Raw genomic sequence first — 21,346 nt, 5'->3', positions numbered from 1 at the left:
GGACGGCCCGGCCCGCGAAGCACGACGCGGGCCCGGTGCCACGGTCCGGGCAGGATCGGCAACATCCCGGTAGGCACCCGCTTCCACCCGGGCGATCGTGGCGTCCGCGTTGAGCGCGGCCTGCGTGAGCCTCCGGCCCGATGCTCCGTCGCCGGACCCGGTCAGGTCCGCCACGTCGCCACCTCGCAGATCGTCACTTCGCGTCCGCTCCCTGCAGCAGCCACCGGTCGTCCACCCGGTCGAGGGTGATCAGGAACCGTGTCGCGTCGACCCGCCCGTCCGGCACCGCGACGTTCTTCACGTCCTGGTCGAGGAACACGAGCACCGTCGCGCGATCCGCGTCGAGTGTCTCGACCGCGGCGTGCGACACGGTCGCGACGGAGACGCCCTGCCCGTTCTCCACGAGCCCGCGCAGGTCTCCCGCCACCGCGCGGTACTTGTCCGCGAACTCGGGGGTGGAGACGTCGGTGACCGCGGCGAGCGCATCGTCGAAGTGCCGGTAGTCGTAGGTGCCGAGCGCGATCGCGTACTCCCGCGCCCGTTCGAGCGCACCGGCCCGTAGGTCCTCGGCCTGCTCGGCCTGCCACCACCGGAAGCCGCAGAAGCCGGCGGCCGCGGTGAGCAGCACGATCAGGACGAGCAGCAGCCGTCGCCGCGGCCGGGAGCCCGGGGGCGCCGTCTCCGGCGGCGCGGGCGTGGCGGTGTCGTCGACGGCGGATTCGGTGGTGGATTCGGTGGTCGGCATCAGTTTCCCAGTCCTTCCAACAGCTTCTGCCAGTACTGCAGTACCTCGACGCCGGTGGGGACGAGCAGCGGATCCTCCGCCATGTCCGGTCCGGTCACCATTGCGGGGGTGGTCTGGTGTTGCAGGCCGAGGTCGTCGGGTCGTGGCGCGACGCGGGCGCCGCGCTGGGCGAGATCCTCGCCCGGCGGGCAGTACAGGGACAGGTTCGGGGTGCGGGGGCTCTCGTCGCCGACAGTGCGGCGCTGCGTGTCGTAGTAGCAGACCGGCCCCTGCGTGGCGACGAGCGAGAAGTCGCCACGGTCGCCTTCGACCACCGAGGTCAGGTCGCCGAGCGCCGCGGGGATCGAGTCGAGGCCGGCTGCCAGGGCCGGGGTGCGCGGGGCGAGCACGTCGCCCACGGTCACCAGGTTCGTCAGCAGCAGCCCGTAGTCGTCACGGGTGTCGGCGAACAACCGCTCCGTCTTCGCGAGGGCCTCCGGCGACCGGTCCAGCAGGTACACGAGCGCGTCCCGGCTACCGGCGAGTTGGTCGGAGACGTCCCGCACGGCCCGCATCGCGCCCGGGAAGGTGCCGGAGTTCTCGGCGAGCGTGTTCACCAGGTCGACCCCCTGCTCCAGCAGTGCCGCGAGGGTCGGCGCCCGTTCCGACGCCATCGTCGAGAGTGCATCGGCGTTCTCGAGCAGGGCCTGCAGGTCGGGCCCCGTACCCGCGAGTGCGGTGCCCCAGGTCTCGCCGAGCGTCGCGACCGATCCGGGATCGATGCTCTCGACGAGTGCGCTCATCCGGACGAGCATCTGGTCGAGCCGCAGTCCCTGCGCGTCCGCCGGCACCTCGAGGGTGTCGCCGTCGGTGAGATAGGGACCCTCGGCGGTCTGCGGTTCGATGTCGAGGGTGATGATGCCGATCGCGGTGGCCGTCGCGACGCGGCCCGTGCTGCCCACGGGGATCCGGGTGTCCGGATCCAGCGTGAGCACCGCCGTCGACCCGCGACCGCCGTCGTCGATCGTCACCGAGTCGATCTCCCCCACCGCGACCCCACGGTAGGTCACCGTCGTCCCGGGACCGATACCGCGCGCGTCGACCAGGTGCGCTCGCACCTCGAGGCCACCGCCGATGCTCTGCGGGCCGAGGACGTAGCGGACACCGAACGCGGTGGCCAGCAGACCGAGCACGACGAACAGCGAAACCTGCACCAGCACCGGCCGTTTCATCGGAGTCCTCCCTGGAGCAGGTCCGGCAGCCCCGACGGGACGGTGACCGGCGGCGAGGCGGCGGGCATCGGGACGCCGCCCGTGAGCAGCATGTCGATCGCTCCCGGCACGTCGAACGCGCCGTCGAACAGCAGATAGTCGCCGTGCACGGACCGGTTGAACCCGTCGACGAAGGCATCCATGTTGGTCAGCGCAGAGCCGACCGTCCGGTTGAAGTCCCGGATTCCGGCGAGGATCTCGGCGATGTCGTCGACGGATCCGCCCATCCGGCCGGAGTCGGCCATGATCGCGTCCAGCGACGTCAGCATCGTGGACGTGCTCGACACCAGGGACCGTAGGTCCGCTTCCTGCGCCGCGAGCAGGTCGACGATCTCCGCGCTGCTCGCGATGCCGTCGTCGATCAGCTGCTGTTGCTGCGCCAGCCGGGCCGTGACGTCGTCGGCGGCGCGCAGCGTCCGGGCGAGGTGATCGCCGTTGCCGGCCGCGAGCGCCATCGTCCGGTCCATCCGTTCGAGTAGGGTGCGGATCTTGTCGCCGCGACCGCCGAACGCGGTCGTGAGCTCGGTGGTGATCGTGCGGAGTTCGTCGAGGCCGCTGCCGCTGACGATCTGTCCCAGCATCGCGAACGTGGCCTCGAGCTCGGGGCCCCGCTCCGTCCGCTCGATGACGTCCCCGTCGGCGAGCGGCTCCGGTGACGGCTGCCCGGGCAGGTCGATCTGGACGAACGGGCTGCCGAGCGCGGACGGCAGCCGCACCGACGCGGCGACGTTCGCGGGCAGTTCGGCCCACTCGCTCATGCTCAGTTCGAGGAAGGCACGGCGGCCGTCCGTGGAGATCGACCGCACGCGGCCCACCACGGCCTGCCCGACGCGCACCTCGGTGCCGGGATCGACGCGGTCCGCCCCGTCGAACACCGCTGTCACCTGGTAGGTTTCGCCCTCGCCGCTGCGCCCGATCGGCAGCTGCTGCAGGCCCACGCCGCACCCCGTGGCCGCGACCGCCGCCGCGGCCAGGACGGCGGCGAGCCCGGCCGTGCGCCGGTTCATCGGCCGCCTCCCAGGGCCCGGTCCAGCGACTGGGGCACGAGATCCCGGAAGGGATCGGACAGGTCGATCGGGACGGTGATCGGGTTGGTGAATCCCGCTCCGGTGCACAACGGCAGCTGTTCCCGCTCGCACAGCTCCCTCGCCCGCGGGAACTGACCGATCCGGGTGGAGATGTTCAGCCGGATGCGGGCGGTGGTGTTCTCACCGATGGTGTTGTCGATGTTCTGCATCGTCAGCGGCAGCACGTCCAGCAGCTCCGCGAGATCGGCACGGTGCTCGGCGAACAGCCCGGTGAGCACCTGCGCGTCGGCGACGACGGCGTCGATGTCCTGCCCGCGGGCACCGAGCAGGGTGTCGAGCCGGTCCAGGATCGTCGTCAGCCGGCCGATCGGCCCGGCGACGTCGAGGTTCTGCCGTTGCAGCTCGGCGCCCAGGTCGGACAACCCGGTGGCCAGTTCGGACAGCGAGCCCTGACGGGCGTTCACGGCCTCGACCGCGATCCCGAGGTCGTCGACGAGCGCCCCGATGTCCTCGGATCGGGCGCCGACGACGGAACTCGCGGCACCCACCGCACGCAGCGCCCGGTTGATCTCGGGTCCGAGCCCCGCGGTGGCACCGGCGGCCAGGTCGAGGGTCGCCCCCAGCGCGCCGGCGTCCGGCCCGAGCGCCGCCGCGATGGTGTCGACGCTCTCGAGCAGTTCGTCCCAGTTGATCGGTGCGTGGCTGCGTTCGGGCGGGATGACGTCACCGTCCTCGAACCGGGCCCCGCCCGCATAGGCCGGGCTCAGTTCGACGAACCGGTCGCTGATGATCGACGGACTCATCACGAAGGCCGAGACGTCGGCGGGCAGGACGATGTCGTCGGGGATCCGCATCGTCACGGTCACGACGGTGCCGGCCGGCTCGACCGATTCGACCGTGCCGACGGGCAGCCCCAGGACGGCGACCTTGCTGCCGGGATAGACACCGCTCACGGACGCGAATTCGGCGGTCACGGTCCGGGCACGATCGGTGCCGACGAAGACGTACCAGGCCGCCGCCGCGCACACCACCGCGACGACGCCGATCGCGAACCCGCGGAGCGCCCAGGTTGTCCGGGTGGTCACTGCCGTCCGGGTGGTGGTCACCGGCATCCCTCCATCACGCCGAGCGCGCACAGCAGGTTGTCGGGGATGGGGCCGGCGGGGGCGTGCACGTCGACCCAGTTGCCGTTGCCCGACGCGTCGGCGGCGGCACGCAGCGCCGGCGGCAGACGGGTCATCAGCACATCGATGTTCTCGGCGTTGCGGTTCAGCGTGTCGGTCACCGAACGCAGGTTGACCAGCAATGCGTCGATCTCCGCGGAGTTGTCCTCGAGGAAGGCGGCGGTGCGCTCGGTCAGCAGGCGCAGGTCCGCCACGAGCTGCCCGAGCGCGTCCCTGCGGGCGGCGAGCACCGACACGACGGTGGTCGCGTTCTGCACCAGCGCCGCGACGTCCTCGCTCTGCCCGGCGACGATCGCGGCGAGCGAGCGCGACGCCTCGAGCAGTGAGTGTATGCGGGCGTCGTTGCGCGACAGCATCTCTGCTGCGGCGGTGGCGCCGGCGAGGGCGTCGGCGAGCTGGGCCGAGTCGGACGGGACGGTGTCGGCGAGCGTCCGCATCATCGCTTCGAGTCCGGGCACGTCGAGATCGCGGGCCACCTGCCCGGCGTCCGCCGCGATCTGGTCGAGGCTGTACGGAACGGAGGTGCGTGCCAGCGGGATCCGGCCCTCGGGGAGTTCCCCGGCCCCGGCCGGAGTCACCGACAGGTAGAGCTTGCCGAGGATCGTCTTCAGCTTCACCTCGGCCGCAGTGCGATCGCCGAGCGGTTGGCCGCCGTCCACCCGGAACGTCACGACGACCCGGTCCGTTCCCAGCCGCAGGTCCTCGACCCGCCCGGCGGGCACCCCGGCCACGTAGACCGGGTCGTCGGGTTGCAGCCCCGCCGCGTTCGCCAGTTCCGCCGTGTACTCGTCGGTGCGGAGGAGGTAGGTGACCCGCGGTGCGGCGAGGGCGACGGCCATCACCGCCGCGACGAGGACGATGCCGACGGCCCCCACCACGAGCGGGTCGGCGGTCCGATCGTGCCGGCCCGCGAGCATCGCGAGTGCGGCGTCGCGGATCCGTCGCACGGCGCTCATCGGCACACCTCCGAGTAGGCCGGGCCGAAGAGGTTGACCTCGGCGTCGTGGCTCTTCACCGTGAAGTTGCACATGTAGAGGTTCAGCCAGCCGCCGTAGTCGCCGATGCGGTTGATGTTGCCGGCCAGCTCCGGAAGGCCGCTCATCACCTGATCGAACTGTCCGGTCCGGGGGATCCACGCGTCGGTCATCGCCCGCAGGTCGGTCACCGTGCTCGCGAGCGGGGCCGTCGCGCCGGCGACGAGTGCGGCGGCGGCACGGACGGAGGTGGAGCCGCGCTCGACGAGCACAGCGAGCTGATCGCCGTCCCCGGCCAGGGCGTCGCTGACGACGGCCAGTCCCGAGATCAGGCGACCGACGTCCGTACTGCGCCGGTCCGCGACGGCGACGAGCGTCTCGAGGTTGGCGGCGAGGCTGTCGAAGATCTGCTCGTGCTCGACGAGGTCGCTGCTCACCGACGCGATGTGCAGCAGCAGCGAATCCAGTGTGCTGCCCTCCCCCTGGAACGCCTCGACGACGGCGGTGGCGAGCGTGTTCACCTGGGCGGGATCGATCGCCTCGAACAGCGGCTCGAACCCGTTGACGAGCGCGGTCAGGTCGACCGGCGGCGACGTCTGCCCGACCGGGATCGTGCCACCGTCGGGCAGTACGGTGCCGGTTCCGTCCTCGGGCAGCGTCAGCGCGACGTACCGGACGCCGATCATGTCGCCGTAGTGCACGTCGGCAGTGACGTCCGTGGTGAGCTCGAACTCCGATTCCACCTCGAAATCGACTACTGCTCTTGATGTTCCGTCGTCCTGCGGCGCGAGTGTCACGTCGGACACGCGCCCCACCCGCACACCGGCGAGCGTGACGTCGCTGCCGGGGCCGAGCCCCTCGACGTCCGTGAACTCCGCGGAGTATGCGCGGGTGGACCCGGCGATCGTCCTGTCGAGGGTGTTGCCGACGACGACCGCCGCCAGTACTCCCACGGCGCAGAACGCCGTGAGGCGCACTCCCGGTCCGAGCAGCGAGTTCACGAGACTTCCACCTCCGTGCCACGGACGAGCGGCGCGAGCAGGATCGACGCGGCGGTGGACGGATTCGTCCCCGTGGCCGCGGGATCGGACGGGTCGGCACCACCTGCGATCTGCTCCAGGTATCCCAGCGGCTCCCGCTCCGCGGCGGCCGAGAGGACGGGCTGCCGGTCGATCGGGCTCGTCCGGACGGGATCGTCGCAGTTCGCGCCGTCCATGCCGGGATACCGGGGGCAGTCGGCGGCGGTGTACGGCATCGGATCCGAGAAGTCCGCGACGGCGGTGATGTCGAACCGCCCGGTCGCGAAGACTCGTGCGCCGGCGTCGCCGAAGGTCGTGAGATGCCGCAGGGTGTCGTCGAGCCCGACGGTGTCGGCCGCGAACGTCTCGAGCACCGGCGCACCGTCGCGGACGACGGCGATCATCCGCTCGGTGTTCTGCGCGATCAGGGTGGAACCGTCGGCGGCCAGGGCGGCTCCGCCGCGCAGCAGGCGTGCCACACCGTCGCGGCGTTCGAGGGCGATCTCCGAGAGCTCCGCCGCGTTCTGCAGGGTCGCGACCATGTCGTCGGTGGCCGCGGCCGTCGACTCGGTCACCGCGGCGAGTTGCGGTGCGGAGGCCAGTCCCTCGTCGATCAGCGGGCCGAGCTGCTCGGTGAGCGCGACGCTGCGGTCGAGGGTGCGGCCGAGGGATTCGCCCCGTCCCGCCAGGGCCTGGCTCATCGCGTCGAGGGTGACGGCGAGCAGGTCCGGCCGCAGTTCCCGCAGGAGATCGGTGGTGGTGTAGTACAGGTTCGCCAGCTGCACCGCCTCGGCGGAGGTGTCCACCGGGATCTGTGTGCCGGCCCGCAGGCGGGGCCCGGTTGCAGGGTCCGCGGCCGGGACGAGTTGGAGGAAGACGTCGCCGAACAGGGTGCGCGGCACGATGCGGAGCTGCACCGAGGCGGGAATGTTTCGGAGCGCGCGGGCGTCGAGTCGCATCGTGATCCGTGAACTCGCGAGGCCCGCCTCGAGGTGCACGAGCCGGCCGACGTGCACGCCCCGGTACTGCACCCCGGCGGCACCGTGGATCACTCCCGCGCCCGCCGGGACCACCGCGGTGACTTCCGGCTCGCGCGAGAGTCCGCCCGACCCCGAGGCGACGAGCAGGGCCCCCGCGACGGCGACGACCACGACGGCGACGACCCCGACGAGAGCCGCTCCCGCCCTGCCGGTTCCGTCTCGGCGCCGGCGACGGCTCTCGCGCCGCGGTGGGGGCGGCGCCGTGACGGCAGGACCCGACGCCGTCGCCTGCTGGGTCGTCACGACAGCCCCATCCCCGGCACGGTCGGCACGAGCCCCCACAACGCGAACGTCAGGACCACGTCGGTGACACCGATGGCCAGGATGCTGGTGCGCAACGCGCGCCCGGCCGCGCGACCGACCCCCTCCGGTCCGCCGGTGGCGTGGTATCCGTAGGAGCAGTGCACGAGTGCCACGATCATCGCGAACACCACGGCCTTGGTCAGCGAGTACCACAGGTCGGACGGGCCGAGCGCGAGGTGGAAGTAGTAGTCGTAGGTGCCCGCGGAGTTGCCCTGGAAGGTGACGACGACGAGCCGGGTGGCGACGTACGCCGACAGCAGGCCGACCATGTAGATCGGGACCACGCAGACGGCGGACGCGATCAGCCGTGTGCTGGCGAGGAAGGGCACCGACCGCACGGCCATCGCGTCCAGCGCGTCGATCTCGTCGGAGATCCGCATGGCGCCGAGCTGGGCGGTGAAGCCGGTGCCGACCTTCGCCGCCAGCGCGACGGACGCGACGACCGGGGCGAGTTCACGGGTGTTGGCGATCGCGGACAGCATTCCCGACAGCGACGTCATGCCGATCAGCTCGAGGCCGCGCTGGGTCTCGACGCCGACCATCATCGCGGCGACCGCGGACATCGCGAAGACGATGCCGATGGTGCCGCCCCCGGCGAGCAGCGAGGCATAGCCGAAGCCGACCTCCCCCACGTGGTACGTCACGTGCTTGTGGTACCGGCGCAGCGCTGTGGGAATGCCTGCGACCGTGTGTATCCCGAACAGCACGTGGCGGCCGACGGTGGCGAACCCGTCGACGACGCCGGTCACCGACCGGTGGACGCCGCGGACCCGGGTGACGGTGGAATGGGACAGCATCAGTAGGTCCCCACGGCCGGCACCATCACGGTGTACATCTGGGACAGCACGGTATTGACGACGAACACCATCACGAAGGCGAGCACGACGGCCTCGTTGACGGCGTCGGCCACGCCGCTCGGGCCGCCCTTGGCGTGCAGGCCCTTGAACGCGGCGATGAGGGCGGAGGTGATCCCGAAGAACGCCGACTTCACCATCGCCATCACGAAATCCGACAGCCGGCCGTACTCGGTCAGCGTGCGCAGGAAGCCACCGCCCGAGGCGTCGTCGACGTAGATCTCGTACAGATAGCAGCCGCCGACACCCACGAGCGTGACGAGCGCGCAGAGCATCACCGACACGAGGATCGAGGCGAGCAGCCGCGGCACGACGAGCCGCTCGACCACGTTCAGCCCCATCACCTCCATCGCCTCGATCTCCTCGCGGATGGTGCGGGAACCCAGGTCGGCGCAGATCGCGGAGCCGCCGACGCCGGCGAGCATGAGTGCGCACACCAGCGCCGCGGCCTGACCCACCACGACGAACGCGACGATCGCGCCGGAGTACCCGCCGGCGCCGAGCCGGCCGGCGAGGGAGCCGACGGAGACCGCGATGAGCACGCCGACGGGCAGCATCAACAGCAGCGCCGGGCCGCTGCACACCTTCGCGACGAACAGCGCCTGTGTGATCGTCTCGCGGAGCGAGAGTCGACGGCCGGCGACGACGCGCACGGTGGTGGCGAGGGTCTCCACGGAGAACCCGACCAGCGCACCGACCTGGATCGCCAGGTCGTGCACCGGCCCCCTCGCCTCGGGCAGCTCGAACGTCACTCCCATACCCCCGTACGCGTCATCGCGGCCTCCCGTCCCCCGACGGCTCCTCGGCGTCTCAGCCCTGGACGACCGCCGACAGGCCGCCGCGCAGCTGGTGCTTGACGACCTTGCCGCTGGCGTTGCGCGGCAGGGCCTCGACGATCACGACGTCCTTCGGATGCTTGTAGCGGGCGAGCCGCTCGTCGAAGAACGGCTGCAGCTCGTCCAGGGGAAGATCGTCGTGGCCGGGCCGTAACGCGATCACCGCGACCGGCACCTCGCCCCACTTCGGATCCGGACGTCCGATCACGGCGGCCTCGAGGATCTTCGGATGCGAGAACAGCACGTTCTCGACCTCGGCGCAGTAGATGTTCTCGCCGCCGGAGATGATCATGTCCTTCTTGCGGTCGACGACGTAGACGAAGCCCTCGTCGTCGACGCGCACGAGGTCGCCGGAGTGGAACCAGCCGCCGTGGAACGCATCTGCCGTCGCGGCCGGGTTGTTCCAGTACTCGCTCATCATGGTGGGTCCGCGGTAGACGATCTCGCCGACCTCACCGGGGGCCACGTCGTTCATCTCGTCGTCGACGACCCGCGCCTGGATGGTGGGAATGACCCGGCCGACGGAGCCGAGCTTGCGCAGCGCGTCCTCGCCGTCGAGCACGCAGGTGATGGGTGACATCTCGGTCTGGCCGAACACCGCGACGTTCGACGCGTCGGGGAACGTCTCGGCCATCGCGCGCAGGATCGTGTCGGACGACGGCGCAGCGCCCCAGGAGATGTTGCGCAGGGCCAGCTTCCGCGGGTTCGCCTGCTGTGCCGCGCACACCGCCTGCCACTGCACCGGCACCAGGAACAGGTTGGTGACCTGCTCGGCCTCGAGGACGTCGAGCAGCTCGTTCGGGTCGAACGCCCCCACCGGATGGATCACGGTGGCGACGCCCAGCATCAGGTTGGGTGCCATCGCACCGAGAGCCGCGATGTGGAACATCGGCGAGGCGCAGAACCCGACGCCGGACTCGTCGAACAGGTGGAACGCACGGATGCACGTGAGGGCCTGCGCGGACATGTTGCTGTGGGAGAGCACCGCGCCCTTGGGCCGTCCCGTGGTCCCGGAGGTGTACATGATCAGGGCCGGGGTGTCGTCCGGAACGTCGACCGCCGGGTGCGGCTCGCCGGTCTCGGCGACCAGGTCCTCGTAGGCGAGGCTGTCGCCGTCCGGGGCCCCGCCGACGGTGATGGACAGGCCGAGCCCGTCGCTCTCCGCGCGGACCGCGGCGGCCAGCGGAGCGAGGGGTGCCTCGACCACGATCGCCGAGGCCCCGCTGTCGTTCGACAGGTACGCCACCTCGGGCGCGGTGAGACGGAAGTTGACCGGCACGGCGATCGCGCCGAGAGCGTTCGCGGCCAGCACGGTTTCGAGGTATTCGGGGCGGTTGAGCATGAGCACGACGACCCGGTCACCGAAGCCGACGCCGCGCCGCGCGAGGGCACCGGCGAGCCGCTCGACCCGGTCGTGCAGCTCCGCCCACGTGATCGACCGGCCCTGGAACCGCAGCGCGGTGCGGTTCGGGATCATCAGGGCGTGCCGCTCGAGGTGGTTGTTCCAGTTGTTGCGACGCAGGCGCTGGGTCTCGGCGAGGGTGGAGGCGGTGACCATGAGGATTCCTCTCGGGGCGTGGCGGAGGTGCCGACGGGACGCGATCCGGGTTCTCGATGTGAGGCACATTACAGGCAGCGCCCCTGTTCGGCCAGCATTTTGTTAATGGTGATTCTCAGGGAGACAACCGGTTGAGGAGGGCGCGGGCGCCCGCAGCACGGAGCGCGTCTCGCATCGAATGATATTGTCGCCCAACGTCTTAACAGGGCAGTCCGACCGGGACGCAGCCGGGCGGCGACCGGGGTTCCCGCGCCGGTAAGTGCACGGCCTGTCGTCAGGGGAAACGCGGGGATCGCTTCTCGAGCATGGCCATGGCCGCCTCGGCGAAGTCCGCCGAGGCGAGCAGCTCGGTCTGGCCGCTCTTCTCCCGGGCCAGCGCGTCGTCGAGCAGGCCGAGCGTGGTGGCATGAAGTGCCCGCTTGGTCAGTTCGAAAGCGCGCCGTGGTTTCGTCGCCGTCCGAGCCGCCACGTCCGCGACATGCGCGGCGAACTGCGCGTCGGGCAGGGTGCGCGCGACGAGGCCGAACCGGTCGGCATCCGCGGCCGACACCCGCTCGCCGAGCAGCGCCATCTCCGCGGCCCGCGCACGCCCGACCGCCGCCGGGACGAGCAGGCTCGCTCCGCCGTCGGGCATCAGCCCCATGTTCACGAACGACAGCAGGAAATAGGCGCTCTCGGCGGCATAGGTGAGGTCCGCCGCAACAGCCATCGACACGCCCACGCCCGCGGCGGGGCCGTTGACGGCGGCGATCACCGGCACCGGAACCGTCGCGATGGATCGGATCACCGCGTTCGCGACGTCCATGACCTCGGTCGGATCGGCCGGGTTCGTCGCTGCCGCAGCGAGATCGGCGCCGGTGCAGAACGCCGTTCCCGCACCGGTGAGGACGACGGTGCGGACCCGGGGATCGGGGCCGGCCTCGTCCAGCGCGGCGCCGAGCGCCCGCATGGTCGGCAGGTCCACGGCGTTCATCCGCTTCGGCCGGTCGATGGTCAGCCGCAGGATGCCGTCGGCGAGTTCCGAGCGCAGCCCCTCCCCGGTCGGTGTGCTCACGCCCCGACCCCCTGTGCCACGAATCCGCGGAGCCGGTCCTCGATGATCGACTCCGCCTCGGACACCATGCGCTCGACGAGTTCGGCCACGGTCGGGATGTCGTCGATCAGGCCCTGGCTCTGTCCGGCCGTCCAGATGCCCGCCTCGAGATCGCCGTCCTCGAACACCTTCCTGCCCCGGGCGCCGGCGACGAGGTGCGCGATGTCGCCGAACTCCGCTCCGCGCGATTCGATCTCGACGACCTCCGCGCTGACCGAATTCGCCGCCACGCGGGCGGTGTTGTGCAGGGTGCGGAAGATGAGCCGGGTGTCGCGTTCGGTGTTGGCGACGATCTGTTCCTTGACCGCATGCGCGACGGGCGACTCGACGGTGCACATGAACCGGGTCCCCATGTTGACCCCGTCCGCCCCGAGGGCTAGCGCGGCGACGAGGCCGCGGGCGTCCGCGATGCCACCCGAGGCGATCACCGGGATCTGCAGCTGCCGGGTGGCGGCGGGGATCAGGACGAGTCCGGGCACGTCGTCCTCGCCGGGATGACCGGCGCACTCGAATCCGTCGATGCTGACGGCGTCCACTCCGACGCGTTCGGCCTTGAGCGCGTGCCGCACGCTCGTGCACTTGTGGACGACCTTGACGCCGGCGTCCTTCAGGTGGGGCAGGTGGTCGACGGGGTTGGACCCGGCGGTCTCGACGATCTTGATACCCGACTCGACGATGGCCTGCCGGTACTCGGCGTACGGCGGCGGGTTGATCGACGGCAGGATCGTGAGATTGACACCGAAGGGCTTGTCGGTGAGCTCGCGGGTCCGGGCGATCTCCTTCACGAGGTCCTCGGGCGTCGGCTGGGTGAGCGCGGTCAGGAAGCCCAGAGCGCCGGATTCGGCCACGGCGGCGACGAGTTCGGCGCGGCCGACCCACATCATCCCGCCCTGGACGATGGGGTGCTCGACCCCGAATGCCTCGGTGAATCGGGTTCTCACTGGACCTCCTCGGATCCTGGACCTGCGCCGCGACGCGCATCGGACGGACACGTCCGGCGCAGCGGCCGGACACCGTGGTGACATCGGGAATGCTCGTTAACTTTCGCGGTGCGCAACCGCGTTTGTCAAGGGTTCTCCGCTGGCCTTTCCGTGGGGCGTGGCCCTCCGATTCGCCGACGCGGATATGGTGTTGGCCGCTAACGTGTGCGATAGGCTGCCGGCATCACGCCCGGCATGAATGGAGGTACGGTGGCGGAGCAGACCCGGGCCGGTTCGCGGGCGACGCGGACACGGTCGACCGCCCGCACGGCGACCGAGGGAGCACCGGCTCCGCGACGACGGCCGAAGAACCGCAAGGCACAGATCGCGGCGGTCGCCGCCGAGGCGTTCAGCGAACGCGGGTACCACGGTGTCGGGATCGACGAGATCGCTGCCGCGGTCGGCATTTCCGGCCCCGCCCTCTATCGGCACTTTCCCAACAAGTACGCGTTGTTCCGCGACGCCGCCCTGAGCCTGGGCACGACGCTCGGGACGGCGGTCGCCGAAGCGGACGCCGCGAGCCCCTCGAGCGCCGACCCCGGCGAACGCCTCGACGGCCTGCTGCTCGCCGCGATCCGCACCACCGTCGAATGCCGCCGCACCGCCGGGCTCTACCGATGGGAAAGCCGCTATCTCACCGCGCCGGACCGCGACGCGGTCCGGCGAGAGATCTGGGGGGTCAACCGCCGGATCGGGGCCGCGCTGGCGGCCCTGCGACCCGGGCTCCCGGAACCGGACAACGTCATCCTCAGCGCGGCCATGCTCAGCGTCGTCGGCAGCATCACCGCACACCGCGCCCCGCTGGCCAACCGCCGGATCGAGCGGCTGCTGCTCGAGGCCTGCCGGTCGGTCGCGCGTGTCCGTCCGGCGACGACCGACCGGTCACACGACGAGCCGGCCCGTGTCCCGGGCCTCGCCGTCGCCAACAAGCGCGAGGTGCTGCTGCACGAAGCGATCCTGCTCTTCTATGCCCGCGGGTACCACGACGTGAGCATCGAGGAGATCGGCGCGGCGGCCGGCATCAACGCCTCCGGCGTCTACCGGCACTTCGCGAGCAAGGCCGACCTGCTCGCCGCGGCCTTCCACCGGGCCGCGGACCGGCTCGCCGTCGCCGTGAACGGCACGCTGGCCGACTCCACAACCCCGGCCGAGGCACTGTGCTCCCTGACCCGCGTGTACGTCCAGTTGTCGTTCGCCCGCAGCGAGCTGATGGTCGTGTACTTCACCGAGATCGGAAACCTGCCCGATGCACACCGCACCGACCTGCGCAACATCCAGCGGCTCAACGTCGAGGAGTGGGCCCGCCTGCTCGGCGAGGTACGTCCGGCCCTGTCCGCCGTCGAGTGCCGATTCCTGGTGCACGCCGCGCTCAACCTCGTGCTCGACGTCGGACGTCTGTTGCACTTCGACGCCACCCCCGCCAACGAGACCCGCGTGCAACAGCTCATGCTGGCGACCCTTCTCGGCGACCCGGCGGCGGACGCGTGACGCGCACGGCACTCGCCGCGGTGGTGCGGGAGTACGGCGCGGACCCGCAGCGATGCCGTCGAGGCAGTACTCACCTTCGACCGTCAGGAGTGACCATGACCGTGGCCGACGAGCTGGCCGCACTGCGCCGCCGCACCGACACGATCTCGCCGCGCGAACTCGACGACCTGTGGGCGCGCCTCGAGCCCGCCCGCATCGACGATCTCGTCGGATACCGCTGGCGCGGATTCAGTTTCGACACCGGCCACCGCACCCACACGCTGCTGGGCAAGGCCCGGTGGTACGGCAAGCAGTTCGCCGCCGCCCACGACGTGCAGCCGCTGATGTGCCGGGACGCGAGCGGTGAGCTCTACTCCGACGTCGAAACCGGGCGCGGCGAGGCGTCACTGTGGGAGGTCCGGTTCCGCGGCGAGGTGACCGCCACCATGGTCTACGACGGTATGCCGGTGTTCGACCACTTCAAGAAGGCCGACGACGACACGCTCGTCGGCGTCATGAACGGCAAGGGCGGGCTCGTGTTCGACGCGGGCGAGCACTACTGGTTCGGTCTCGAACGCGACATCGCGCTGTAATCCCCTGCACCGCAAGCCTTCCGCCGGACACCCCCACGCTCCACAGGACCGAATGTGACATCCGGTCGATGTGGGGGTTGTTGCAGAATCGTGGGTCGGCCCCGTCATGTCACGGCGGGGCTGACCTGCGGTTTCGTGTAGAATCCGTTGGTGGCCAAAGGATATCGACCCGTCGATCGTGACCAGCAGTTCCTGATCCCCCCGGACATGCGCGACTGGCTCGGCACCGACCATCCCGTGTGGACGGTCATCGACATCATCGACCGGATCGACACCACCGCATTCCATCGGACCGCCAAGACCGGTGGCGCCGGCCGTGCCGGCTACCACCCGGACATGCTGCTCACCTTGCTGGTGTGGGCCTGGTCCCGCGGGGAACGCTCCTCCCGCCGCATCGAACGGCTGTGCACCGAGGACGTGGCCTACCGGGTGATCTGCGCCCAGGACATCCCCGATCACGTGACGATCGCCCGGTTCCGCAAAACCCACGCCACCGCCTGCGAAGACCTGTTCACCCAGGTCCTGCTGCTGGCTGCAGCCCTGGGACTGGGCCGGCTGGAGACCATCGCGTTGGACTCGGTCAAGATCGCCTCCAACGCCTCGGCCGGCGCCAACCGCACCGAATCGTCGGTGCGGGCCGAAGCCGCCGCCCACGCCCGAGCAGTGGCGGCGGCAGCGGTGGCCGCGCATGCGGCCACCGATGCCGCCGAAGACGAACCCCACGATCACGGCGACCGCGGTCCCGGTTCGGTCCCACCGGCGTTGACCGACCCCCGGTCACGGGCAGCGCGGATCAGCGAGGCGATCGCCGCACTCGACGCTGCCCGCGCCGCCGACGAGCAGGCCCGGGCCGACAAGGACACCTCGGCCCGTCTGTATCTCGAGCAGGCCCGCGGCGGGCAGATGCCGATGGGTGCCCCGCCCGCCTCGGCGGCGGTCGCGGCAGCGGAACTGGCGTTGGAGAAGACCCTGGCTGCCCATGCCGCGAAAGTTCGGCGGTACGAGCAGCGGCGGGCCGAAGCGGCAGCGAAAGGCCACCGATACGGTGGCTGGGTGATCCGGCCGGCCGGGCAGGACCCGAAGGTGATCAAGGCCCGGGCACGTCTGGCTCGTGCCACCGCCGCAGCGGCGGCGGCGACTGCGGTCGCGGCGGCACGAGCCGATGCCGACACCGAGGGCCGGCCCGAGCGGGTGGTCAACACCACCGACCCGGAGTCCGGGTTGCAACCGTTGCGTGGTGGCGGCTGGGTGCAGGGGTTCAACTGTCAGGCCGTGACCAGCGGTGACGGGCTGATCATGGCGGTGTCGGTGGCGGCCAATCCCACCGATGCGCCGACGTTCGTGCCGATGATGCAGGCGGCGGTGGCCGCTGCCGGGTCGATCATCGCTGCCCGCCCCACCGGCACCGCCGATACGGACGGCACCGACGGCACCGACGGCGAGGGGATCGGGATGCTGCTCGCCGATGCCGGGTACTTCTCCGAAGCCAACATCACCGCGCCGGGACCGGACCGGTTGATCGCCCGCGGCAAGGCCCGCCACCTCGAACACGCGGCCCGGCACACACCGGTGTCTGGGCCGGCGCCGGTCGAGGCTTCACCGGTCGAGGTGATGGCCCACCGGTTGCGCACCGAGGAGGGAATCGCCACCTACCGCAAGCGTTCTCACATTGCCGAGACTCCGTTCGGGCATGCCAAACACAATCTGAATTTTCGGCGGTTCACCGGCCGGGGACTGGTCCGTGCCCGTGGTGAGTGGAGTTTTCATGCCGCGGTGCACAACATCGGCAAGATCCTCGCTGCGGTGGGTGGGGGCGGGTTGCCGGCCGCTGTGTGAGGCGGTGGTCCCGGGGCGGGAGACCCCGCCCCGGGACCGGCGCTTTGGTTCGCGGTCGCGGACCCTCGGCGATTTCGCAACAGCCCGTGTGATCGACCGGATGTCACATTCGGTCACTCGGGGCGCCGGTCCAGGTGCTCGAGCAGCCGGCGGACCGCATCGTCGAACTGCCCCGCGGTCTGCGCGATCACCTCGTCGCGGTCCCCCCTGCGGAACGCGTCGATCAAGCGGGCGTGCGAGTCGACGGCCGACCGGCCCCACTCCGGGTCCGCGGTGTAGAGCCGGTACGGGGTGTAGCGGGCCGCGCTGTAGAGGAACCAGGCGAGCTTCGGGCTGTCCGCGATCCGGTTGACCTCGCGATGGAATTCGAACTCCGCAGCGGCGATCCGGTCGGCGTCCGACGACGAGACCGCGCACCGCAGCGCATCGTTCAGCGCGGTGAGCCGATCGAGGTCCGCAGCGTCCGCGACCCGCAGCACGCGCACCGCCAGTTCCACCGCGATCTGTTTCTGCAGCCAGAAGATGTCGGCGACGTCGCCCCGCCCGAGCGGCGAGACGACGTAACCGCGGTTGGGCACCGACTCCACGAGACCTTCCCCCCGCAGGGTCAGCAGCGCCTCCCGGACCGGGGTGACGCTGACCCCGAGTTCGGCTGCGGTCTCGTCGAGCCGCACGAAGTCGCCGGAGCGCAGCGCGCCGGAGATGATGAGGCCCCGCAGGTGGATCGCGACCTCCTCCGAGAGCTGAGGCCGTCGCCGCAGGGAACGGGCCGGTGCCGCCATCGTCTACAACCCGTAGCTCTTGCCGATGATGTCGCGCTGGATCTCGTTGGTGCCGCCGAAGATCGTCGACACGATCGTCCGGCGGACATGGTGCTCCATGTCGAACTCGGTGGCGTACCCGTATCCGCCCATCATCTGCATGCCTTCGAGGGCCGTCTTCTTCGCGACCTCGGTGGCCTTGAGCTTGACCATGGACGCCTCGCGCGGAAACAACGTGCCCGGGTTGTCGTCGACGAGCCGCGCGACGCGGTACACGAGCAGGCGCGTGGCCTCGATCTCGGTGGCCAGGTCGGCGACGCGATGACGGATGGCCTGGAACGTGCCGACCGGCCGGCCGAACTGCTTGCGTTCGGTGACGAACTGCAGGGCGTCGTCGAAGGCGCGCTGCGCGGTGCCGAGCATCATCGCGGCCAGGATGAGCCGCTCGGTGTTCAGCCCGGCCATCAGCTGGGTCCAGCCGTTGCCGACCTCGCCGACGACGGCGTCCGCCGGCAGATGCACGTCGGTGAGGTAGAGGTCGTTGACCTCCTTGCCGCCCATGGTCTCGATGCCGCTGATCTTCAGCCCCGCGGTGCCGGCCGGCAGGTGGAACATCGTCAGGCCCTGATGCTTGGCGCCGCTGCGGTCGGTGCGGGCGACGAGCAGAATGTTGTCGGCGAAGTGCGCGTTGGAGCACCAGGTCTTCTGGCCGTTGATCAGCCAGCCGTCGTCGACCTTCTCGGCGCGGCAGGTCAGGGCGCCGACGTCGGATCCCGCCTCGGGTTCGGACATGGAGATGGACTGGGATCGGCCCTCGACGATGCCGCCGAGCACGGTCTCCTTCTGCGCCCGGGTGCCGAACTTCTCGTAGGCGGCGCCCGTGATGAGGGTGGGGCCGATGCCCCCGATGGGTGCCATGCCCCGTGTGCTCTGCTCGAGCAGGATGCACAGGTCGACCGTGCTGCCGGCGGAGCCGCCGAACTCCTCGGGCACCGTCACGCCGAGCCAGCCGAGCTCGGCCATCTTCCGGTAGAGCTCCTGGTTGTGGCTGTGCTTGCCGTGGTCGGTGAGGGCGTCTCGCTGTTCGCGGGTGCCGACCTCCCGTCGGCAGAAATCGGCGACGGCTGCGGCGAAGTCCTGCTGCTCGGGAGTGAATTCCGTCAGGTTCGTGTGCATGGGATCGGCCTCCTGGCCTGGACAATTAGTGGGGGGTTGTCGACACCGGGCGCGCCGCCTAGTGTGATATCCACGACAGTGAATCACATCAAATATATTTGATGTGACCCAGCGAAGGAAGCGTCGCCCATGACCCAGGAACTCACGCCCGCCGATACCCAGTCCCCGGCCCCTCCGGGGGATACCTTCGCGAGTCTCGACCCGCGCAACGGATCCGTCCTCGCCGAGTATCCGATCGCCGGTGCCGCCGACGTCGCCGCCGCCGTCGACCGCGCGCGTTCGGCGGCCCGATGGTGGGCCGACCAGGGCTTCCGGGGCCGCCGCGACTGGCTGCTCGAGTTCAAGCAGGCCGTCGCCGCCGACGCCGAGTCCCTCGCGGCCCTCGTCTCCGCCGAGACCGGCAAGCCCCGCGGTGACGCCTTCCTCGAGGTGATGCTCGCGATCGAGCACCTCGACTGGGCCGCCCGCAACGCCAGGAAGGTGCTGCGCCCGCGCACGGTGCCGTCCGGTCTCGCCAGCGCCAACCAGCGGGCCACCCTCGAGTACCAGCCGCTCGGCGTGATCGGCGTCATCGGACCGTGGAACTACCCGGTCTACACCCCGATGGGCTCGATCTCCTACGCCCTCGCCGCCGGCAACGCCGTCGTGTTCAAACCGTCCGAGCTGACCCCCGGCGTGGGCAAGTGGCTCGAGGAGAAGTGGAACGGGCTCGCCCCGACGCAGCCGGTGTTCCAGGTGATCACCGGCCTCGGCGAGACCGGGGCGGCACTCGCCCGCTCCGGCGTCGACAAGGTCGCCTTCACCGGCTCCGGCGCCACCGCCCGCAAGGTCATGGCCGTGTGCGCCGAGACCCTCACCCCGCTCGTCGCCGAGTGCGGGGGCAAGGACGCGATGATCGTCGCGGAGGACGCCGACCTCGACAAGGCCGTGGAGATGGCCGCGTTCGGAGCGTTCGGGAACGCGGGCCAGACCTGCGCCGGCGTCGAACGCATCTACGTCGTCGAGCCGGTCTACCGGCAGTTCCTCGACAAGCTCACCGCGACCATGGAGCGGGTGCGCCCCGGCGGCAGCGACGACGCGAGCTACGGTCCGATGACCCTGCCCCGGCAGATCGACATCGTGCGCGGCCAGATCGACGACGCGCTCGAGCACGGCGCCCGCGCCGTCGTCGGCGGCCGCGAGTCCGTGCACGACCGTTACGTCGACCCGGTGATCCTCACCGACGTCCCGGAGCGGTCCTCGGCGGTGTGCGAGGAGACGTTCGGCCCGACGGTGGTGGTCAACAAGGTGCGCGATCTCGACGAGGCCGTCGAGCGCGCCAACGCCACCGACTACGGTCTCGGCGCGTCGGTGTTCACCAAGGACCGCGCGCGTGGACGGAAGATCGCCGACCGGCTGCGCACCGGCATGGTGTCGGTGAACTCGGTGCTCGGTTTCGCGGGCATCCCGTCGCTGCCGTTCGGTGGCATCGGCGAATCCGGATTCGGCCGCATCCACGGCGCCGACGGCCTGCGCGAATTCAGCCGCCCCAAGTCGGTGACCGTCGAGAGGTTCCGGGCCCCGCTGAACCTGCTCACCCTCGAACGCACCGCGCGGGACATGAAGATCGCCGCGTGGATGCTCCGCACCCGGCACGGGCGGTGACGCGGATGACGTCGACCTCCCCCGACCGCACCCGGGAACGCACGCGCGGGGCGTCCGTCGTCGCCCGCCCCGACGCCCGGACCGAGAAGGCCGCCACCTTCCCCGCGCCGAACCAGGACCCGCACGCCGGATTCGGGCGATTCGGCTGGCTGAAGGTGATCGAGGGCCTGGACCCGGTCACCCACCATCAGGACATCCTGCGGATCACCGCCGGGTACGAGTTCCCTTGGGACTACCAGCGGTCGCTCGAGTTCGCGCTGTTCCGTACCTACTGTGTGCCGAGCATCTCCGCGCTGCTGGCCCGCACCGGCGAGTTCGAGCACCGCCCGCAGAAGCGCTACGACGACACCGCGATCCTGATGTCCGAACTCGTCGAGCACGGGTACGACTCCGACCGGGGTCGCGAGTCGCTGCGCAACGTCAACCGGATGCACGGCAGGTATTCGATCGACAACGACGACATGCTCTACGTCCTCTCGACGTTCGTCTACGACCCGATCGACTGGATCGACCGCTACGGCTGGCGGCGGCTGCACCCGCACGAGCGTCTCGCCTCGTTCCACTTCTACCGGCAGGTCGGAATCCGGATGGGGATCAAGAACATTCCGGAGTCGTACCAGGACTTCCAGCGGTTCAAGCTGGACTACGAGGACGAGCACTTCACCTACAGCGACGACAACCACCGCATCGGCACCTACACCCTGCGGCTGTTCCAGTCGTGGTACCCGAAGGTGCTCGCACCCGCCGTCGCCACGGCCGTGTACTCGCTCATCGACGAGCGGATGGCGGCGGCATTCGGGTTCCCGCAGGGGTCCCCGCGGGTCCGGGCCGTCGCGGAGGCCGCGCTGCGGGCCCGTTCGGCGGTGGTACGCCGGCTGCCGAAACGACGGACCTCGATGGCCGCGAGCAATCCGAGCAACCGCACCTATCCGGGGTACCCGGAGGGCTACCGCCCGCGGGACCTCGGCGTGGAGTACTAGACCCGGGGAGGGAGGAGGCCGGTTC

Annotated in this window: 19 protein-coding genes; 5 read left to right on the top strand and 14 right to left on the bottom strand. The window is 70.6% G+C overall.

Annotated features, from left to right (window positions below; translation table 11 throughout):
* Positions 1-193 precede the first annotated feature (193 nt).
* The 12 genes from QNA09_RS26430 to QNA09_RS26375 all read right to left on the bottom strand — a co-directional run bounded on the left by QNA09_RS26430 (position 194) and on the right by QNA09_RS26375 (position 12,825).
* On the bottom strand, positions 194-745 hold the full coding sequence (locus QNA09_RS26430) for a hypothetical protein (RefSeq protein ID WP_064065591.1): 552 nt from the start codon (positions 743-745) through the stop codon (positions 194-196).
* Complete coding sequence (locus QNA09_RS26425; protein ID WP_017681530.1) at positions 745-1,956, bottom strand: MlaD family protein; 1,212 nt, start codon at positions 1,954-1,956, stop codon at positions 745-747. The genes QNA09_RS26430 and QNA09_RS26425 overlap by 1 nt, the downstream gene beginning before the upstream one ends.
* Entirely contained in the window at positions 1,953-3,002 is a 1,050-nt protein-coding gene (locus QNA09_RS26420; protein WP_010594947.1) for an MCE family protein, read from the bottom strand. The genes QNA09_RS26425 and QNA09_RS26420 overlap by 4 nt, the downstream gene beginning before the upstream one ends.
* Complete coding sequence (locus tag QNA09_RS26415; RefSeq protein ID WP_248957448.1) at positions 2,999-4,135, bottom strand: MCE family protein; 1,137 nt, start codon at positions 4,133-4,135, stop codon at positions 2,999-3,001. The genes QNA09_RS26420 and QNA09_RS26415 overlap by 4 nt, the downstream gene beginning before the upstream one ends.
* A complete protein-coding gene (locus QNA09_RS26410; protein WP_248957446.1) occupies positions 4,126-5,163 on the bottom strand; it encodes an MCE family protein in 1,038 nt (345 codons plus the stop codon). Before QNA09_RS26410 ends, QNA09_RS26415 begins: the two co-directional genes overlap by 10 nt.
* A complete protein-coding gene (locus tag QNA09_RS26405; RefSeq protein ID WP_102031897.1) occupies positions 5,160-6,182 on the bottom strand; it encodes an MCE family protein in 1,023 nt (340 codons plus the stop codon). Before QNA09_RS26405 ends, QNA09_RS26410 begins: the two co-directional genes overlap by 4 nt.
* Positions 6,179-7,483, bottom strand: coding sequence for an MCE family protein (locus tag QNA09_RS26400; RefSeq protein WP_248957445.1), 1,305 nt, complete (start codon positions 7,481-7,483; stop codon positions 6,179-6,181). Before QNA09_RS26400 ends, QNA09_RS26405 begins: the two co-directional genes overlap by 4 nt.
* On the bottom strand, positions 7,480-8,340 hold the full coding sequence (locus QNA09_RS26395; protein WP_010594942.1) for an ABC transporter permease: 861 nt from the start codon (positions 8,338-8,340) through the stop codon (positions 7,480-7,482). Before QNA09_RS26395 ends, QNA09_RS26400 begins: the two co-directional genes overlap by 4 nt.
* Complete coding sequence (locus QNA09_RS26390) at positions 8,340-9,149, bottom strand: ABC transporter permease (RefSeq protein WP_026137959.1); 810 nt, start codon at positions 9,147-9,149, stop codon at positions 8,340-8,342. The genes QNA09_RS26395 and QNA09_RS26390 overlap by 1 nt, the downstream gene beginning before the upstream one ends.
* Before the next feature lie 58 nt (positions 9,150-9,207).
* Positions 9,208-10,791 (bottom strand): fatty-acid--CoA ligase FadD5, encoded by a 1,584-nt coding sequence (gene fadD5 / locus QNA09_RS26385; protein ID WP_048773639.1) that lies wholly within the window; start codon positions 10,789-10,791, stop codon positions 9,208-9,210.
* A gap of 274 nt (positions 10,792-11,065) precedes the next feature.
* The gene (locus QNA09_RS26380; protein ID WP_040273605.1) at positions 11,066-11,845 is read right to left on the bottom strand and encodes an enoyl-CoA hydratase; all 780 of its coding nucleotides are present in this window, start codon (positions 11,843-11,845) and stop codon (positions 11,066-11,068) included.
* Positions 11,842-12,825 (bottom strand): nitronate monooxygenase family protein, encoded by a 984-nt coding sequence (locus QNA09_RS26375; protein ID WP_072786555.1) that lies wholly within the window; start codon positions 12,823-12,825, stop codon positions 11,842-11,844. The genes QNA09_RS26380 and QNA09_RS26375 overlap by 4 nt, the downstream gene beginning before the upstream one ends.
* 249 nt (positions 12,826-13,074) lie before the next feature.
* On the opposite strand from QNA09_RS26375, the gene QNA09_RS26370 reads away from it, so the two are divergent.
* The 3 genes from QNA09_RS26370 (at position 13,075) to QNA09_RS26360 (ending at position 16,760) form a co-directional block, all read left to right on the top strand.
* Complete coding sequence (locus tag QNA09_RS26370) at positions 13,075-14,352, top strand: TetR/AcrR family transcriptional regulator (protein ID WP_048773635.1); 1,278 nt, start codon at positions 13,075-13,077, stop codon at positions 14,350-14,352.
* 95 nt (positions 14,353-14,447) lie between these two features.
* The gene (locus QNA09_RS26365; protein ID WP_017681521.1) at positions 14,448-14,924 is read left to right on the top strand and encodes a DUF4334 domain-containing protein; all 477 of its coding nucleotides are present in this window, start codon (positions 14,448-14,450) and stop codon (positions 14,922-14,924) included.
* A 207-nt stretch (positions 14,925-15,131) separates the two neighbouring features.
* Complete coding sequence (locus QNA09_RS26360) at positions 15,132-16,760, top strand: transposase (RefSeq protein ID WP_228287210.1); 1,629 nt, start codon at positions 15,132-15,134, stop codon at positions 16,758-16,760.
* Between the two features lie 113 nt (positions 16,761-16,873).
* On the opposite strand, the gene QNA09_RS26355 is transcribed toward QNA09_RS26360, so the two are convergent.
* Together QNA09_RS26355 and QNA09_RS26350 are read right to left on the bottom strand one after the other, a co-directional pair.
* Positions 16,874-17,542 (bottom strand): GntR family transcriptional regulator, encoded by a 669-nt coding sequence (locus QNA09_RS26355; RefSeq protein ID WP_017681520.1) that lies wholly within the window; start codon positions 17,540-17,542, stop codon positions 16,874-16,876.
* Positions 17,543-17,545: 3 nt separating this feature from the next.
* Positions 17,546-18,697: an acyl-CoA dehydrogenase family protein gene (locus QNA09_RS26350; RefSeq protein ID WP_010594933.1), complete on the bottom strand. Its 1,152-nt coding sequence runs from the start codon at positions 18,695-18,697 to the stop codon at positions 17,546-17,548.
* A 129-nt stretch (positions 18,698-18,826) separates the two neighbouring features.
* Between QNA09_RS26350 and QNA09_RS26345 the strand changes: the two genes are divergently transcribed.
* Entirely contained in the window at positions 18,827-20,341 is a 1,515-nt protein-coding gene (locus QNA09_RS26345) for an aldehyde dehydrogenase family protein (RefSeq protein ID WP_017681519.1), read from the top strand.
* Positions 20,342-20,346: 5 nt separating this feature from the next.
* Complete coding sequence (locus QNA09_RS26340; protein ID WP_043822944.1) at positions 20,347-21,321, top strand: oxygenase MpaB family protein; 975 nt, start codon at positions 20,347-20,349, stop codon at positions 21,319-21,321.
* Positions 21,322-21,346 lie beyond the last annotated feature (25 nt).

It is taken from the genome of Rhodococcus sp. AH-ZY2 (genome assembly GCF_030916465.1).
GTDB classification, from domain to species: domain Bacteria; phylum Actinomycetota; class Actinomycetes; order Mycobacteriales; family Mycobacteriaceae; genus Rhodococcus; species Rhodococcus ruber.
This window is presented reverse-complemented; position numbering and strand designations above follow the sequence as displayed.